The organism is Mediterraneibacter sp. NSJ-151 (assembly GCF_022487435.1).
Lineage (GTDB): Bacteria > Bacillota > Clostridia > Lachnospirales > Lachnospiraceae > Schaedlerella > Schaedlerella hominis.
On the sequence record NZ_JAKVPP010000016.1, the window covers coordinates 22,984 to 40,960 of the forward strand.

Below are 17,977 nucleotides of genomic sequence, written 5' to 3' on the forward strand. Positions count from 1 at the left end.
TTCATGCATGGTATTACTTTTCTCCTAAAATCATTTTCACATCGTTTAATGAAATTTGAAGTTCTTCTGCAATCTGCTCCGCACTCAAATTTTGTTTCTTCAATTCCAATGCCTTTAAAGTGTACTGTATTCCTTGCTGTATTCCTTTCTGTATTCCTTTCTCTATTCCTTGCTGCAGTCCTCTTTTCTCCGCACTTTTCATAAATGAATTATGGTCCCGAATCACTTTCTGACGAGCCTCATACTCAAGACGTTTCTCTTCATCTGCACTTAATTTTTTCAAAGTATCATATGCTTCTTCTATGTACTTATCTTTTTCTGCCATATGCCTAAAATCCTCCTCACACCTTCCACCTAGGAAACGCATCCAAAGAATAATGCCTTCTTCATTCTGAGCCTCCGGAGGCAATTTTGCCAACTCCAACATATGCATCTCCATAAGATCTGAATATTCTTTCCCCGTCTCTGTATCACAAAATGCAATTCGACGATAGCATACATCATCCTCCGGGAAATGCACTGAATTCAAAATACTGACATGAATACATTTTTTTAATGTATCATAGCCCTCTCCCTCTTTAATCGGGTCTGTATACATTTTGCTCAAATAAAAAATGGAACGTTTATCCCAATATTCATATGCTGCCACCTGCATTTCAAAATCTATCTGTGTTCCATTCTTCAATTTTACACGCACATCTAAAATCCCATACTTATCATATTCTTTTCTCAATATTGTCTGTATAAGGATGGTAGATTCAATCTCATCAGGTGATACATTCAATAAAGCTGCAATAATGCCTTTCCTTACATTCTCATTCTGCATTAATTCTTTGAAACAAAAATCCACTGTGGGAAACATTATAAAATTTTCTTTTTCCTTTAATTCTTTTGTTTTTTTCATAGAATTTTCTCCTTTTTCTCATGACAATTATCTGTCAAACAGAAATAGAAAATCCTATTTTTCTTTATTTTATCACATTTGATTTTTCTGTAAAAGATAAATTTTCCACTTCCATTTTAACAGTCTTATCCTTGGTTTTTTATTAATATTTATTCGGATTTTTACATTTTGGATTTGTTACTGAACTCAAGTTCTTTAAAAAACTCATGTTATATTCTGAAATGAATATAGATAACTGTACGGAATGAGAACTTATAAAATTCAAATTCTCATCCCGTACCTTAGACTCTCAAGAGTCTTAACTAATCGATTAATTTTTAGAAATGAGTATAGATATAGATTAAACTATCACCTATGCCTTCGCAATGTATTTCTTGTCGATAACTCTTCTTTTTTGTTGGCAATTCTGTGGAAAACTTTTATAAAATCAGTCCTCTCTCGTTCTCCTTATTATGCCAGCATAATTTCTATAATTTCCAGCTTATCTGCTTCTACAATTTCCAATTTCAGCTCATATTCTCCAGCTTCCATACATATCTCCTGGTTTGTTATATTTGTAACATCCTTATTATCTGTAAGTGTTATTTCGCCTGCACAAGTTCCATTCATTTTTACTTTAACTTTTCCGCTGCCACGATATTTTAAGGAAATTTCCTTCCACTCCTGCTCACTCTTCACATAGCGAAACATCACTTCATCTTCCACAGAAATATTCATCAGTACCTCTGGATATTCCTCTGCACTCCCTGCATCTTCATTCACTCCGATATACACGGAACCGGACATTTCACATGCCTGATATCCCTTGATGACCTCTCTCGGTGCAAATGGCTCTCCGATGCCCTGCGAGGTCATCTTCACCTCCGGGATTGTACCATCTTCCAATATCTCTATCTTCTCGATGCAAAGTCTTCTGTGTTGCTGTACTCCTCGGCTGCAACGATGATAAAATACATACCACTGTCCATTTACACATTCAATTGAGCCATGATTATTCCAGCTCGCCGGATCGCATCCGTCATTATCAATGATAATTCCACGATAAGTAAATGGTCCCATCGGAGACTTACTTGTAGAATATCCAAGTGAAGTTGGTTTCCCACGTTCCATATCGGCATATACATAGTAATAGGTATCACCGATTTTTCTCATGGAAGAGCCTTCGTGAAAGAAATGTTCTTCTTCCGTCACCAGATCATCTACTATCTCATCTCGATTGAAGGAAGTCATATCTTCATTCAGTTTTACTCCATGTGAAAATAATTGTCCCCAATAATAATATGCCTGTCCATCATCATCAATAAATATTGCCGGATCAATTCCCCCACACGGAAGCTGTATTGGATTTGTAAATGGTCCCTCCGGTCTGTCTGATATTGCAACTCCTTCACTGTCATCCGGCATGCAAAAGTAAAGATAATATTTTCCATTGCGTTCCAGACAATCCGGTGCAAAGAGAAGTGCCGGCTTTTCCTTTTCTTCTTTTTCTGCCTCTTCAAATTTTGCCTTCATATCGACACCATTCTCAAGGTCTCGCTGAATCATTTTCTGGATAAATGGTGTTGGATGGCTCCAATCAATTCCTGAATATTTTGGTGCAACCGGGTTATTGAACCAAGGAATCTGATTACCGTTTAACGATTCCTCATGAATCGTCCAATGCTCCATATCGGCTGTCGATACCACATGATATTTCTCACTACAATAAACATCTTCTCTGTCATCAAAACTCCCATATACATACAACTTTCCATCCGCCATTACATGTCCCTCGCTGTCCGGCACATGATATTCCAATGGCAATATAGGATTTCGTCTGTTACTGAACTCTCTCATGTTATTCTACCTCTATCTTAATCTTCTCTGCCGTGATTTCTCTGCTACTTTCCAGATTGGTTGTATCAATCTGATACTCCACGCCCTTTGGCACTTTCACCTGCAATACCATTCCATCCTGCTCTTCCTTCACCTGAACTGAAATCTCCCCTGCCACAGAACGATAAATACACTTAAACTCATGTATACTTTCTGGCAAATACGGGCATATTTTTATCTTTCTAAATCCCGGTTCCTCTGCTTGGATTCCTGCGATACCATTATAATACCACTCTACGATATGTCCCATCATATCGTGGCAGTGGCTTCTCGGATTGGTCTCCCAATATTCACCCAATGTCGTCTCTCCATCTAATACAAATGCATAATAACTTGGATGCTCTTTTCGTAAAATGAATTGACAGATCAAGTTATTCATCTGATATTTGCGTGCTGTCTGAATTACATATGGAAGTCCGATTTCTCCACTGACAAATGCACCTTCTGTTTCCAAAGCATCGTAAAATGCTTTCACAACATCTACTTCTTTGTCCTCCGGTACTAATCCCCAATAAAGCGGTAACGCTTCTACTGCCTGCGTCATAAATAACTCGTCCGCATGATCCCATGTACGGTAACACCAATATCCTTTTTCTGCATTCCAGACAAGCAGCTTTTCATTGTAGTTTTTCTTTACCTGCTCTGCATAAGCCTCCAGCTTCTTTTTATCCTCAAGTTTCTCAAGAATCTCGGCAAACTTCGCAAGCGTTACGGCATCTGCATATAAGAAAGCCGTCTCAATATTTTCTCTTGCAAGTTCATTTTTCGGATTGCCCCAGTCACCCAGGCCATGGTTGATAAATCCTTCTTCTGTAACCTTTGTTTTTAAATGTTCCAGATATCTCATACCTGCATCGTAGTTATCTTCAATGATCTTCTTATCCCCATAGAACATATAATGCCAATATGTTCCAAGAATACAGGTGCTTCCCCAACCGATGATATCATAAAAACTTCCCATCCCCGGAACCGGAAGTACATTCGGAATATAACATGGACACTGTGACGGCATCAATCCATCTCCCGGATAGACTTTATTTTCTTCAAAATCATAAAAATAATCTTGTGCTGTATGTTGCGCTGTTCGCATATCCAACAAGAATTTTTCCCACAATTTACATCCATTTTTCATATACATGATAGCTGGTGCCATCAGATGATTCGGCTCCTGCCATGCAAATCGCTCAATTGTCGGACAGTCGGTATGCACACTGACCATATTTGCCTCAACTGCTTTTTCCACCAGACTGTAAATCTGCTCATAACGTTTGTCATCACATGTAAATGTTCCGTCCGTCTCATAAGCACTGCTGATTGCATGAGCCGTAAGATTACGCACCTCACAGTTTTCCGGCTTCTCAATTGCAACATATCTTCCAGCAAAATACGTAAATTTCATTCTGCATGTTTCCCATACTTCGTCCTGTCCGATAATATAAGTAATACAGGAATCCAAATCTACCCAGCCTTTCGCCATCTGGTCGATATCCCCATTTTTTGCAAGTTTCTCGGCAGGGTAAAGATGAATTTCATCCCCCTCTTTTCCTTTTACTTCAAACTCTAAAATTCCTGACATGTTTTGTGTAAAATCATAGATGTCTTTGCTCTGTACATTGTTCAAATATTCTCCCTGATAAGAATGGAGCACCTTCACTGGTGGCTGTATCTGGTCGATCATCCGACCAGTCGGCTCTTTCTCCTTTGTAACAATCGAAGCATTCTCCCAACTTGTCGTATTGAACTCTGCTGTACACCATCCATCCTGATTCTTTCTTCCGTCAATTGTCTCCGAACCATATACATTACTCATTACAACCGGATGCTCTTTTACAAGAAAATCTTCATCTGCATGAATAACTTCTACTGTTCCATCAACATAAGTAATCATTAATTCTACTGCCAATACAAGTTCTTCACCAAATGGTTTATATGGATTCGGATTTGGCGGCATAAATTCCGGAAATTTAAATGTGTAATGCTCGTCCATCTTATAAAACCAGCCGTTTCCGACCTCCGCTCCAATTACATTTTCCCCTTCTTTTAAATATGACGTTACATTAAATGTTACATATTCAATCAGTTTGTGATAATCCGTCCATCCCGGGTCCAACTCATGATCTTCTACCTTGCATCCATTTATATAAAAATGAAACTGACCAAGCCCACATACCTTTGCCTCTGCATGTAAAACCTGCTTACATATTTTTATAATTCTTCTTGCATAAAATGGTTTTGCTGTTTTATTTGTAATCCAGTTTCCTAATATTCCCATTATCCAGATTCTCCTTCTGCTTTATTATATTTCATAGTATAGCAATCCCTCATTTTACAACATAGTTGCAAATCAGACACTCCTGCATTACAAAGATGACATTTCTATGAATTTTAAAGAATTTTAAATTTATCTTTGGTATAATAATTCAAGAATGCCTCTGCATTCTTGCTGCGAGATGCGCGTCATGCAATGCATGACATACTTCTTCTGCGCATCTCTGCAATCCTGCCGGAGGCTATATCAGATGGGGATTGACTCCCACCACTGATACTGATTTGTTACTCACCACCTACAGAGGTGGGAGTCATCTCACATCTGATATAACAAATTAACACTATCGGACAGTGAAAGGATACCTTATGCGATTTTATGATTCCTACGAATATGAAATAGATACAAATTTATGTAAAACAGAGCAACGATTAAAAGACTTATATTTCGAAAATCAAGACCGACACTTAGAAAAACCACATGATATTAAGGATTGCCGAGATATTTTTGTCAAAGCCAGTCACACAGATGATTGTTTATTTCCTAAATTCCTGGTTGACAATCTGGAAGAGGATTTATTTTTTCATAAAAACTTAGATTGCGAAATCTATAAACATTTTCGTTACCTTCCATGCAACTGGCACTCTCATTCTTTTTTGGAGGTACTCTGTGTTTTACATGGGTCTTGTTACAACTATATTCAGGAGCAAAAATTGGAAATGCAGTCCGGTGATATTTGCATCATTGCACCAAATACACCGCATGCTATCAGTGTATTTTCCGATAACTGTATCGTATTCAATATTATACTTAGAACCAGCACCTTTGAGACCGCTTTCTTCGGGACCTTATCGGAAAATGATGTATTATCAGATTTTTTCATGCGTATGTTATATCATTCACCGACACACCCTTACCTTCTATTCCGTACACATGGTGATCACGAATTATTTAATTATGTCGGCTATGCTTATGAAGAATTTATTGGAAACCGTCAATACAAAAACCGGATGCTCAATTCCATTATCGATGCATTTTTCATTACACTGCTTCGCAATCATGGTGCAAATGTTATCGTTCCGTCACTGGCTGAAGATGACCAGAATGAAAACCTGATATTCATCTTGAAATATATACAGGAGCATTTCGCTACAGTTACTTTGAAAGAATTGTCCTCTTTCTTCAATTACAGCGAACGACAATTACAAAGGATTATCAAATCCAGCACCGGTATGAGTTTCAGCGAAAATATCCAGCAATTACGTATGAACCAGGCTACCCGCCTGCTTACTAATCCAGATATTTCCATCGCGGTTATTTCCGAGGAATTAGGGTATTCAGATATCGGTAATTTCAGACAAGCGTTTAAGAAGTGTTTTGGGATGACCCCTTTGGAATATCGCAATAGAACCAGATAGGGAAGAACCAGATAGGGACGGAGTTTAATGGCTTTTGAAAAAAGCCATTAAACTCCGTCCCTATCTGGTTTCTAACGCAAACTTACTGCTCTCACAATCTTATTCCAGTTGAAATTATCCAATTATTCCCTTTTCCAACATTTCCTCAAAAGCTGTTTTTTCCGGCAAATCAAACGCAAATCTCTTCTCCAGCCAGCAACCTGCCAGGTCTGCCCATTTTGCAGCATCTGGATATATCTGTGATTTTGCCGCTGCCGTTGCCTGTGTAGAAAGTCCCAATCCATGAGGTCCTTCCTCAAATACATGCAATTCAAATGGAATCTTGTGTTCTGCCAATGCATGTGCCATACGAAGTGAGTGCTGTACCGGAACCAGTTCATCCGATGCAGTTGCCCACAGATACATCGGTGGTGTATTCTCCGTCACATGTCTTGCCGGACTGACTTCATCCAAAAGTTCCTCTGATGGCTCAGCTGTTCCCAAAAATGCTGTGTTTGACGCTTTGAAGAATGCTACATCCATCGGGCTTCTTTTTTCTGTATTATCTCTCATGAAAATATAGTCGCTTAATGTATAGCCAAGAATTGCTGCTGCCGGACGGAATTTTTCTTTGTCTTCATGGAAGTATTCACTGATTGTATCTGTATGCCAGTTTGTTGCATACATAGCAGCATTATGTGCTCCTGCCGAGAATCCGCAAACTGCAATCCGATCTGCATCAACTTTCCACTCTTCTGCCTGTTCACGGATGATCAGCATCGCCTGTCCAATCTCTCTCATCTGTGTCGGGTACAAACACTCTTCTTTTACCGGAAGTGGTTTTGAGATATCTGGGAATCCACCTGCATTCCCACCCATATAGGTAGAATATCTCAGAACAAATGTATGATATCCCATCGATGCAAACTTCATAGCAATTGGCTCTGCCTCACGATCAGAACAGCTCATATATCCACCACCTGGACAAATTAAAATTGCAGGTCTGGATTTTCCGGCAAGCATCTCCGGTGAATCTTCCAATACGTATGTTGTTAATGTAACGTCTTCTCGATTTTCATATAATTTGATCACTTCTGTTTTCATTGTAACACATTCCTCCCTTTTTCTTTCATTTTAATTAAGAATATATCTTTATACTATGTAGATTCTTTTTGTAAATCCGACATTTTTTTGCATTGTCTTATATTCCATATCCTACACACATTTACTCATAACAAACCTCAAATATCTCCATCCGTTTCAAATGGAATAGCCGGAATTCCTGCTGAATTATATAAATTCACCTGATACCATGAAGTTCTGGCAAATTTCACCTGTAATGGCTCGTCCTCAACCTGTTCCATCTGCAATACCAGTTTATTTCCTTCTACTATAAATGAATAAGCTTTTTCTTCCTCGCCTGCAAATACATGAAGTCCTTCCACCTTGTTACCTTTTACCACAATTCCGTCACCAGCATTATTCCATGTAATCGTAACAATATTTTTCTTACGTGTAACAGATTCCATACGCGGTGCATCGGCAAGAATGTCCTCTCCATATGCATATTTTCTTGCAAGAAGTGCCAGTCTCTCTCCAACTACTTTCTTATTCTTTGGATGGATATCGATCTGCTCTCCTGCATCTGAGATTGAACAAAGATGAACATTCGCTACCGTATCTGCAGTATCCTGCTGACACTGGCGGATGATTGGATATTCATTTTTTCTGTCATTGTCCATCCATTTTTCAAAGCCCGGAAGCTGCACAACCATAAACGGTAATGTATCATCTCCCCACAGTGTTCTCCAGTCTGAGATCAAGCCGGACAGCATGTCTTTGTAAAATACATTCATCCCCGGAGTATCGTCATCACTTTCTCCCTGATACCATAAAAATCCGCTGATTCCATATGGCGCAATTATCTTTACCATGTGCTCATACAGACTTCCCGGTATGCTTTGCGGCATCATTGTAGAAAGGTATTCCTGCAAGTCCATAGAATTGGTAGATTGTGCGAAAAATGCCTGTACCTCTTCCTCACTTCTTGTTTTTGGAAGTACAAATTCTGTAAACGGATCTGCAAACATATTTCCTCTGTCATTCATCGGATTCCCATGCTGCTTTTTCCAATACTCTTCCATGTCCAACTTTGCGACCTGATTCTCATACTCTTCCATCCATGCTGGTCCAACTTTCTTCACAGTCTCTGGATTCATCCATGCACACGCAACCGTACCACCCCAATTACAACCTATGATTGCAACCGGCACATCTAACGCTGATTCCAGTTCCTTTTGGAAATAATAGCCGACTGCCGAAAAGTACTCGAGATCCTCGTTTGTTGCCTTTCTCCAAATAGCCTGCCTACTATAGTCAAATTCTTCTATCTGACCATCATAGCTGATTTCTGGAACATCATAAAAACGAAGTCTATTCTTCGGCAGTTCTTCCATCGCCTCTTCTTTGTGCTTCTCATAACGCATCCAGAACTCCATATTAGACTGTCCGCCTGCCACCCATACTTCACCAATTGCAACGTCTTTATATTGCAAATGCTCTGTCTCTGTGGAAATATGCATCACTTCATCTTCGGATGCTTTTAATTTCGAAATCCATACTGACCACTCCCCATTTTCTTTTGCAATTGTACTTTCTTTTTGTCCTTGAACCTCTACAGTAACTGTTGTTTCTGGTTCACTTTGTCCCCATACACAAATCCTTTTTCCTCTTTGAAGAATCATTCCATCTTGAAATATTTTCGCTGTCTGTAACATCATTTTCTCCTATTCCGAACAACTGAATCCCGTTCTTTAAAAGTATTTTCTCTGTATTAATTGACTTAACACTATGTTAACTTGTTTTTTCTTGAATTTCAAGCACTTTTCCACTTTACTTCCAACTTTCTTTGCTGTTATAATATAGAAAATAAATCGTTAATGATCATGATATATACGATGACCATTAACTTTAAATCATAGGAAAGAAGCGATATTATGGACCAAGCTGCTTATTTTAATCAAATGCGAGAGAAACGGAAACATGAAATTCTCACTGCTGCCCGCAAAATGCTGTTAAAAGATGGGACAGCCTCATTTACTATGCAGAAGCTCGCAAAAAAATTAGATATTTCTACAGTAACTTTATATAAATATTTTAAAAATATGGAAGATGTTATGACCGCTATTGCAGATGAAATCATTCCTCGTACAGTTGCCCTAACACTGGATGAAAATGAAAAAATCATACAATCATACTCTCACATTTCTCCACTGGAACAATTTTTACAACTGTTTCATTCATTTTTTTATGAAATATTAAAACATAAAGATGACCTTACCTTATTACTTTTGATTGATACCTACACGCAGGATATACCTGCTATACAAAAGCAATCCGATAAAATTGCACTTTATACAGATACGCTCAATACCAGAACCGAACAACTTTTGCTGGATGCCCTGAAGAATGGAGAACTGAAAAATGAAATTGATATTCCACATTCCCTGAATTTTATTCACACAATCACATTATCTACTTTGCAGCATATCGGACTCTTGTCTGCCAAAGAATTCAAGAAGCAAAAACAAGAACTGCAAATTCATGTTGATGAAATCATTGCTATGTTCCGCGTATATTTAACTGCATAGTTTACGTAAGGCTGAAAAAATAATCCACTGGATTTGTGAAAGTATGCATGCAACAAAAAGGACTTCACTTTTACAAAATGAAGTCCTTTCACTGCTTTTTAGAATGCTTCCTTAATCTGCTTTTGAATCTCTCACTTATAGTCCCTCTACAATTTTCCGTATAACATCAATGTCCTCTACCAAATCCTCTGCTATAACTTCCACACTTTGACCTTTGGCAAGTTTCTTTTTAACCTGCTGTTTTAATAATTCATCTCTGCCAATCTTAATTCCGCTCTTAATTCCACGTCTCTCTGCACTATGCATATAGGAATTATAATCCCGAATTGCCTTTTGCCGTGCTTCATATTCCATTCGCTTTATTTCATCTTCACTCATATTTTTTAATGCTTCGTATGCCTCGCCAATATATTCATCTTTCTCTGCCATTTTCTTAAAATCCTCCTCACACGTCCCACCGAAGAAACGCATCCATTTCATAAGGTCCGTTTCATTTTGCTGCTCAGGAGGTAATTTAGAAAGTTCAAGGACATGCATTTCTATCAGATCTGTATATTCTTCTCCAGATTCCGTATCACACAAAGCAATCCTTCGGTAACATTATAAAATTGTCTGGTTTCGTTTTCTTTGGTTTACTTGTTTTTCTCATTGAATTCTCCTCTCTTTTGTGACAGCATAACTGCAAAAAAGATACAAGAATTCCTGTTAGACATAGTTTATCATATAGATTTTACCCGCGAAAGTACTTGTATATATTTTTAATTAACTGCTGTCTCGTTGTTTTCATCGGATTATCTGCTCGAATAATTGAGCCTTTGAATTGAAACACCGATTTGATTAATAGATTTCTTTCCAGATGAAAGAATATCATCTGAGTGAACCTAGAATAGCATATGTTCTATCCCATTGCAAGAAAAAAGAGCAAGATTTCTCCTGCTCCTGATTTTAACTCTATTCAATTCCCGCAATCTTCAACAATTCTTCAAATTTCTGAATCTTATAATCCGCTTTATTATATCCCGCTGCATCACCAATTCCCACAGCTTCCATCTCTGCTGCCTTAGCCGCATCAATTCCTGCATAAGCGTCTTCTACAACAACACAATCTTCCGGTTTCTCTCCGAGAAATTCCCCCGCTTTTAAGAATACTTCCGGATCTGGTTTTGAATGTGTAATATTATTTCCGTCTGAAATTGCATCGAACGCATCTAATAATTCAACCTTTTCCAGAATAAATTTTGCATTCTTGCTGGAAGAACCAATTGCCAGTTTAAATCCGGCTTCATGAAGTTTTTTCAAGGTATCACGAACCTCATCTGTCACATCTGCCGCTGTCATTGTTTTCAAGAGTTCTCTATAAGTATTATTTTTTTCTTCCATCAGTTCGGCTTTCTGCTCTGCTGTCAACGAAACTCCTTCATACTTCTCCAGAATGATTTCCAGACTCTCTGCACGGCTTACACCTCGAAGTCTGTTATTGATTGTCTCATCAAAATAAATTCCCATTCTGTCTGCCATTTTCTTCCATGCCTGATAATGAAATTTATCTGTAAATACAATTACCCCATCAAGATCAAAAATAAATGCCTTCATTTTCTCTATTTCCTCCATTTCAAATACACTACATTTTTTAGTCCTTATATTTTTATTGTAATGTGCAGTGTGCGACTTCTCCATGTAGGTTCTTTAGAAAAATCCGGCATATTTTTATATTTTTTAAATGTTTATCCACATTTCGTCAACAAAATTTTCGAGTTTTCAACAAAAAACACTCGAAAGGAATACAAAACAGAGTTTGCCCAAAATTCAAAGTAATATGCAACCAGGCAGGAGCAAGTTTCCTTTGCTCCTGCCTGTCTTATTTAAAACTTTTATTGTTGTTTTACTTTCTACAGCTCCTTAATATACTCAGCCACAGATTCTCCAGCCATTCTTCCTGAATTCACTGCAAATCCCATTGTATTTCCCGGAAGTGTAAAGTTATAACTGTCGCCATAAATTGTATTTGCATCAGAACCTGCGGAATACAATCCTTCGATTGGTATAAAGTTATCATCCAATACTTCACAGTATTTGTTAATACGGATTCCTCCGATTGTTCCATATGCTCCAAGATAGAACTTACCAACCAGATATTTTCCTTTTCCTGTGATCTTATGCAGGAATTTTGGATTTTTATTGAACTGTGTATCGCAATGCAGATCGCACATCTCATTATATTCGTCCACTGTATTTTTCAATACTTCCGGATCCATCTGTAATTTTTCTGCAAGTTCATCTAATGTCTCAGCCTCGAAATATGCTTCATATCCCTGCTCTACAGCCAATGCTGCCTGCTGTTCGAATCCAAAGAATGCTTCCTGTGGATGTACGATATCCTCAATGTCCGGTCCATTTTTCTTATAATGTTTCAAAATGTTTCCATCCATAATGCAGTACGCATAATTTCCCGGCTGAAGTGCAATTGCGTTTCCTGTAAATGTTGTATTACCCATACGGTCTTCGTTCATGAAACGCTCTCCCAACTGGTTGATAAGAAGGTTTGGCTGACGAAGAACTGCATCTAACAAGAACCAGTTCAGGTTATCTGGGAGCTGATAAATAGCCTCGATACCTGCACCATATTTCATAGCTCCCGCCTTCCACATCATGTTCAGACCATCTCCGACGATTCCCGGAACCATAAATGGATAGAAGTCTTCTTGAAGGTGAAGATTGAATTCTTTTGCAAGCATTTCTTTATTATTTCCGAATCCACCTGTTGCAACGATAACCGATTTTGCCATTGCTTTAATCTGCTGTCCGTCTTTATCTACTGCAATCACTCCGCAGACTTTATCGCCTTCTTTGATTAGCTCCACAACACTTGTTTCCATTTCAAATTGTGCACCAAGTTCTTTTGCTCGATTTGTCAAAGCTTTGATCATACCGCCGGCTGCACGAGGTCCAATCACTCCGTTTTCCGGTTTTACGATATGCCATGTTGCCTCGGACTCTGCGAAATATTTGAACGCTCCGGCAAACTCTACACCCATACTTTCCAACCATTCAATCGTGTCTGCTGATTTATGGAAATATGTAGAAACCAAGTCTGCATCGACTCTCCAATGGGTATAATCCATATGAAGATCCAGTGCTTTTTCTACTGTAATCTGATTGAATCCACGTCTCTGAACCTTTGTATCAATACCAAGTGGTCCCATTCCCATATTGGCTGCTCCGCCTGTTGTATTTGATTTTTCAAATACGATAGATGATAAATTATGCTCTCCAACTGTAACTGCTGCTGCAAGTCCTGCCGGTCCGGCTGCTACGATAATAACGTCTGCATTCATTTCTCTCATAGGTAAATTTCCTTTCACTTTAACTGTCTGACTATTGGAATCTTCTGTAAAACCGGATACTTTTTTCTTATATAACAGTGCTTTTGGTTTTACTCGTTTTCTTGTTTTTCTTTCCTGCGTTTCAGATGCGTCTTTCGATTTCTTCAATGCGATTGGTTCATCCGGTAATTTCGGTAATCTTCCGGTTACACACTTAATTGCGCCATTCGCACAAATGTCCATACACTTACCACACTTGTCACATTCGAATTCATCAATAACACCAACAAAATCTTTTCCACCGTCGATTGCTTTTTTAGGACAGTTATCCACACAATGCCCATCACCTTTACACATTTTCGGGTCAATATAATAGTGAACCAGTGCTTTACAGGTCAATGTATGGCATCGTCCTGCCAGATGTTCTTTGATATCATCCGCAAAATGTTCCTGCAATCCTAGTATCATTCCAGGGGCTGTCTGTCCCAGACTGCAATTACTTTGCTGCTGCATGATCTCTGCTAATTCTTTCATCAGCTCGATATCTGTCAGTTTTGCTTTTCCTGCTGTCAAATCTTTTAACCCTTCATGGATCTGAACAAGACCTTCTCGGCAGAAAACACATTTTCCACAACATGTTGCTCGCAGTTTTCCAATAAATTCTTCGACCTTTTTCACTACACATTCTGTTTCCGAATATGTTTCAATCACACCATTCTCAATTGGAAATGTTTCATCTACTATCTGTGTTCTTACTTCTTCTCCCCAGATTCGGTTTCCGATTCTAACTGCCTTCGCTTCCGGAATAATCTGCGCAAATGTTGTACCATACTCCACTTCCTGCGGTGCTTGTCCGTTCACGGAAAGAATGGTTTTATGAACATTTTCTCCCTTTAATGCTTCAAAACATTTCGCACAAATGATTGGATGTACAAGCAAATCCGTTGTGTAAGACATACGCGAACACATTCCGTATAAAATTTCTGTCGGACATTCACTTGAGCTAAAATTCTTTTCTACTTCCTGTTCTTTTAAAGATTCCGGGAGAATTAACACGATTTTTTCTGCTACGAGAATCTTGGCAAGTGCTTCTGCTCCGTACAGAATTCCCTGTGCATTGTCCTGATACAGACAGGCAAGCATCTGATCGATATCACCATTTGCTAAAGAAACAACGACATTCATCTTTTCATTCCGAGCAGTAGCTTTTAAGTTTGAAATCATTTCTCCGACTGTCATATTTATAACCGGATCTTTTATTTCTACAATCTTATCCAGAATCTGTTCTGCATTCATCTCTGCAATTTTTTCTTCTGCTTCTTTATTTTCTATGTACTTTAACATGTTTTCTCTCCCTCCTCTCCGTCATAGTCACTCCAGATTTTTGATCTTGTAATATCCATTCTCAGATCGCACTGCAGACATCTTGAAGCTTCTTGGCAAATATCCGCATCACAGATTCCTGCATCGACCATTTTAAAATTATCTTTTCGCTCTTTGGCACTTAATATCTGAGGTTTTCTTCTTGATTCATAGCCAAATCCGTCTACCTGTCCAATTGCTGTCGGATGCTCTTCCACCGGTGCCAGCACCTCCGAAATATCTCCGTCTCCACCTAAGTATTTATCAATAGATTCTGCCACTTTTCTACCATCTGCGATTGCAAGAATTACTGACTTCGTTCCATAAGTCACGTCACCACACGCAAACACTCCTTGAATATCTGTCTCAAGTGTTTTCTCATCCGCCTTGATTGAGTTTGCTCTGCCTCGTTCCATTCCTGCTTCCGGACTCAATCCACATCTCTGTCCTACCGCAAATATAACCGTATCTGCCTCGATTTCATGATAAGAGTCTTCTGCCTTTTCAATAATTGCTCTGTGATTTTCATCAAATGTAAATGACAGGATATCACTGAATGCAACTCCGGTTACTTTGTTATCATTACCTTTCAAAATCTTCTCAAAGCTCTGTGCCGGATGTACCTGGATACCTTCTTCCTGCGCCTGTTCGATTTCTTCCTCGTCTGCAGTCATCTTATCCCGGGCCTCCAGACAGGCTACATGAATTTCTTCTGCACCGAGTCTCTTTGCCGTTCTTGCACAGTCAAATGCTACATTACCGCCACCAAGCACGATTACACGCTTACCGATTCCGGTCTCGTTTCCCATTGATGCGTTTCTCAGGAAGTCAATATTCAGTAAAATGCCTTCCGCATCATTTCCTTCCATCGGAAGTAAAGTGCCTTCATGATTTCCGATTGCAACCAATACCGCATCATACTGTTCTTTTAACTCTGCTATATTCTGGACTTTAACTCCTGTCTCTAACTCAATTCCTCTATCCAGAATATATTGGATTTCCTGATCTAACACTTCTCTTGGCATACGATAAGAAGGGATACCATACTGTAACATTCCTCCGGCTTTCGGAAGTGCTTCTTTTACTGTCACGTTATGTCCCTGTTTTCTCAGATAATAAGCGGCTGTCAATCCGGCCGGGCCGGCTCCGACTACACAAATATTTTTCCCAGTATCCGGTAATTGTTTGCCTTTATTTCTCCAGTACTTTCCGGTATCTTTCTCGGCTGCATATCGTTTGATGTTGCGAATGGAGATTGGCTCATTTACTGCACAACGTCTGCATTCCGCTTCACAAACATGTGAACAGACATGTCCAAGTGCCAGTGGAAATGGTACTTTTTCCCGAATTACAGCTGCCGCTTCATCGTATTTTCCTTCTTTTACAAAGCGGATATAACGAGGAACATCTGTGTTAGCCGGACAAGTACTTCTACACGGGACAAGCTTTTCTTTTCGCTCCGCTGCCGGATAGTTTATCTTATCCCGGATTGTTCCGGTTGGACAGACTTCCGCACATGCCCCACAGAATCTGCAGTTCGCATCTTTTAACAATTTTTCATGCAATGTTCCGACATATGTCTCCATACCCTTTTTCTGATACTGCAATACCTTTACTTCTCTCAAGTCATTACATGCTCTTACACAGCGTCCGCATAAAATACAACGGTTCATGTCATGGTCATATAGAGGATTTTCCGTTTCACACGCAAACCCTTTTACTCGTGTACGCATTCTCGCCGCAGATACTCCCATGTACTGAATCAGATTTTGCAGTTCACAGTTTCCATATTTCGGACAAGTAGAACAATCTTCCGGATGTGCTGCCAGAATCAATTCCATCGCAACATTTCGCAAATGCTGAATTTCTTCATTTGTCGTAACGATATTCATTCCGTCTTCCGCTTTTAACATGCAGGATGTCACTGGCTTATCCTGTCCCTCAACCTGCACATAACACAATTTACAAGCGGAAATATCTTTCAAATCCGGATGATGGCAAATATGTGGAATATAGATATTATTTTGAAGTGCAGCTTCTAAGACACTCGTTCCCTGCTCTGTCTGAATCTGCTTTCCATCAATTGTTATTGTAATCATTTCGTCTCCTTACAATCTTTTCAGAACGTTTCCTGTTTCAATTAAATTGTCTTGAACTGAAGATTTTTATATTTTGCAATTTTCTTCTGGACAATCTGTCTGTTTTCTGGATTTGCATAGAATCCACCTTGTGTTGCTCCGATCTCTTCGAGATGTTTTGCTCTTCCTTCTACAGTTGTACGATCTTTGATCAGACCATCTTTCTGGATCACGAATTTCCATTTTCCATCTTCTGTCTGCTCCAGATTACCGCCGGCTCCGCATACCTGACATTCTACTGGATAATACAGACCATCCCACTGTTTTTCTCCCAATACTAAAGCATTGCTGTGACAGTTCGGGCACCATCCCATGTCTTCATCACCAAGCCATGTACGCTCCTCGGCAGGTGTCTCTACTGCTTTCATAATATTCTCACCCATCTTATGAGCTCTTTCGATTAACTCGTCATCCAAAAGACACTGTGCTGCTCCAGGAACTCTTGTAGCAAGAAGCATATCAACAACTTTCATATCTGTTGTAAACATTGTTGCCTGAAGTCCTTCCAGTGCCATAGACTGCCATGCTCTTGTAGAGCCTCCGACAGAAATCAATCCTGCTACTCGGTCTTTATGTTCGATTGCTCCGATTGTCTCAAGGAAAGCAGTCTCGTAGCTTAAACTTCTCTGTGCAAATGTAAGGTACTGTGCACTTGGCATTAAGTCATATGTCGGAACAGAAATAATAACAGCATCCTGATCTAACATTACGTCCATAATTTTCTTCTTATCGTCTTTATCATCCAGGACACATCCCACATTTTTGCCCTGTGACATTCCTGCAGTACATGATGTACATCCTGTACAATCTTCAATATGATAATCTTTCAGATTGATCATTGTTACGTCGGCTCCTGCCTCCTGACAGGCTAAAAGTGCCTCTTTCAGCAGAATCTCACTGTTGCTGTTCTTTCTTCCTGCAGTAATCCCCATTACTTTATAGCTCATAATTTTCCTCCTATGTAGCTTGAATCTTATTTGAACTTTGTGACCTTTTTAATTTTCCATTGAAGGCGCACGAAATTCTTGTTATATTGTTATTATGTTAACTATATCAGTTATT

General features: G+C 39.1%; 12 protein-coding genes. 2 read left to right on the plus strand and 10 right to left on the minus strand.

All coding sequences use genetic code 11. The features are described 5' to 3' along the window. Positions 1 to 13: 13 nt before the first annotated feature. From LQE94_RS14000 to LQE94_RS14010, 3 genes are all read right to left on the minus strand, one after another. Positions 14 to 904 carry an Rpn family recombination-promoting nuclease/putative transposase gene (locus LQE94_RS14000; RefSeq protein ID WP_240577967.1) on the minus strand — a complete coding sequence of 297 codons (891 nt, stop codon included), beginning with the start codon at positions 902 to 904 and terminating at the stop codon, positions 14 to 16. A 450-nt stretch (positions 905 to 1,354) separates the two neighbouring features. Further along, positions 1,355 to 2,740 (minus strand): family 43 glycosylhydrolase, encoded by a 1,386-nt coding sequence (locus tag LQE94_RS14005; protein ID WP_240577968.1) that lies wholly within the window; start codon positions 2,738 to 2,740, stop codon positions 1,355 to 1,357. Position 2,741: 1 nt separating this feature from the next. After that, positions 2,742 to 5,051: a family 78 glycoside hydrolase catalytic domain gene (locus LQE94_RS14010; RefSeq protein WP_240577969.1), complete on the minus strand. Its 2,310-nt coding sequence runs from the start codon at positions 5,049 to 5,051 to the stop codon at positions 2,742 to 2,744. Between the two features lie 362 nt (positions 5,052 to 5,413). Here LQE94_RS14010 and LQE94_RS14015 point away from each other — a divergent pair, with 362 nt between their 5' ends. Further along, the gene (locus tag LQE94_RS14015; RefSeq protein ID WP_240577970.1) at positions 5,414 to 6,463 is read left to right on the plus strand and encodes a helix-turn-helix domain-containing protein; all 1,050 of its coding nucleotides are present in this window, start codon (positions 5,414 to 5,416) and stop codon (positions 6,461 to 6,463) included. A 114-nt stretch (positions 6,464 to 6,577) separates the two neighbouring features. Here the strand turns inward: LQE94_RS14015 and LQE94_RS14020 are convergent, their stop codons facing one another. Next, positions 6,578 to 7,546, minus strand: coding sequence for an alpha/beta hydrolase (locus LQE94_RS14020; RefSeq protein WP_240577971.1), 969 nt, complete (start codon positions 7,544 to 7,546; stop codon positions 6,578 to 6,580). Between the two features lie 137 nt (positions 7,547 to 7,683). Beyond that, the gene (locus tag LQE94_RS14025) at positions 7,684 to 9,219 is read right to left on the minus strand and encodes a sialate O-acetylesterase (RefSeq protein WP_240577972.1); all 1,536 of its coding nucleotides are present in this window, start codon (positions 9,217 to 9,219) and stop codon (positions 7,684 to 7,686) included. A gap of 219 nt (positions 9,220 to 9,438) precedes the next feature. Between LQE94_RS14025 and LQE94_RS14030 the strand changes: the two genes are divergently transcribed. Then, positions 9,439 to 10,092 (plus strand): TetR/AcrR family transcriptional regulator, encoded by a 654-nt coding sequence (locus LQE94_RS14030; protein WP_118688451.1) that lies wholly within the window; start codon positions 9,439 to 9,441, stop codon positions 10,090 to 10,092. 135 nt (positions 10,093 to 10,227) lie between these two features. Here the strand turns inward: LQE94_RS14030 and LQE94_RS14035 are convergent, their stop codons facing one another. The 5 genes from LQE94_RS14035 to LQE94_RS14055 all read right to left on the minus strand — a co-directional run bounded on the left by LQE94_RS14035 (position 10,228) and on the right by LQE94_RS14055 (position 17,862). Continuing rightward, positions 10,228 to 10,674, minus strand: a complete 447-nt coding sequence (locus tag LQE94_RS14035) for a PD-(D/E)XK nuclease family transposase (RefSeq protein ID WP_276312758.1) — start codon at positions 10,672 to 10,674, stop codon at positions 10,228 to 10,230. Between the two features lie 369 nt (positions 10,675 to 11,043). After that, positions 11,044 to 11,685, minus strand: coding sequence for a beta-phosphoglucomutase (gene pgmB, locus LQE94_RS14040; RefSeq protein WP_240577973.1), 642 nt, complete (start codon positions 11,683 to 11,685; stop codon positions 11,044 to 11,046). A 296-nt stretch (positions 11,686 to 11,981) separates the two neighbouring features. Beyond that, positions 11,982 to 14,759, minus strand: a complete 2,778-nt coding sequence (locus LQE94_RS14045; protein WP_240577974.1) for an FAD-binding protein — start codon at positions 14,757 to 14,759, stop codon at positions 11,982 to 11,984. Beyond that, entirely contained in the window at positions 14,753 to 16,876 is a 2,124-nt protein-coding gene (locus tag LQE94_RS14050) for an FAD-dependent oxidoreductase (RefSeq protein ID WP_240577975.1), read from the minus strand. The genes LQE94_RS14045 and LQE94_RS14050 overlap by 7 nt, the downstream gene beginning before the upstream one ends. 41 nt (positions 16,877 to 16,917) lie before the next feature. Next, positions 16,918 to 17,862, minus strand: coding sequence for a flavodoxin family protein (locus LQE94_RS14055; protein ID WP_118688446.1), 945 nt, complete (start codon positions 17,860 to 17,862; stop codon positions 16,918 to 16,920). Between the last annotated feature and the right edge of the window lie 115 nt (positions 17,863 to 17,977).

Bases quoted from the DNA above. Each gene is read 5' to 3' on its own strand.
- LQE94_RS14000 (WP_240577967.1), bottom strand. From the start codon at position 904: ATGAAAAAAACAAAAGAATTAAAGGAAAAAGAAAATTTTATAATGTTT.
- LQE94_RS14005 (WP_240577968.1), bottom strand. From the start codon at position 2,740: ATGAGAGAGTTCAGTAACAGACGAAATCCTATATTGCCATTGGAATAT.
- LQE94_RS14010 (WP_240577969.1), bottom strand. From the start codon at position 5,051: ATGGGAATATTAGGAAACTGGATTACAAATAAAACAGCAAAACCATTT.
- LQE94_RS14015 (WP_240577970.1), top strand. From the start codon at position 5,414: ATGCGATTTTATGATTCCTACGAATATGAAATAGATACAAATTTATGT.
- LQE94_RS14020 (WP_240577971.1), bottom strand. From the start codon at position 7,546: ATGAAAACAGAAGTGATCAAATTATATGAAAATCGAGAAGACGTTACA.
- LQE94_RS14025 (WP_240577972.1), bottom strand. From the start codon at position 9,219: ATGTTACAGACAGCGAAAATATTTCAAGATGGAATGATTCTTCAAAGA.
- LQE94_RS14030 (WP_118688451.1), top strand. From the start codon at position 9,439: ATGGACCAAGCTGCTTATTTTAATCAAATGCGAGAGAAACGGAAACAT.
- pgmB (WP_240577973.1), bottom strand. From the start codon at position 11,685: ATGAAGGCATTTATTTTTGATCTTGATGGGGTAATTGTATTTACAGAT.
- LQE94_RS14045 (WP_240577974.1), bottom strand. From the start codon at position 14,759: ATGTTAAAGTACATAGAAAATAAAGAAGCAGAAGAAAAAATTGCAGAG.
- LQE94_RS14050 (WP_240577975.1), bottom strand. From the start codon at position 16,876: ATGATTACAATAACAATTGATGGAAAGCAGATTCAGACAGAGCAGGGA.
- LQE94_RS14055 (WP_118688446.1), bottom strand. From the start codon at position 17,862: ATGAGCTATAAAGTAATGGGGATTACTGCAGGAAGAAAGAACAGCAAC.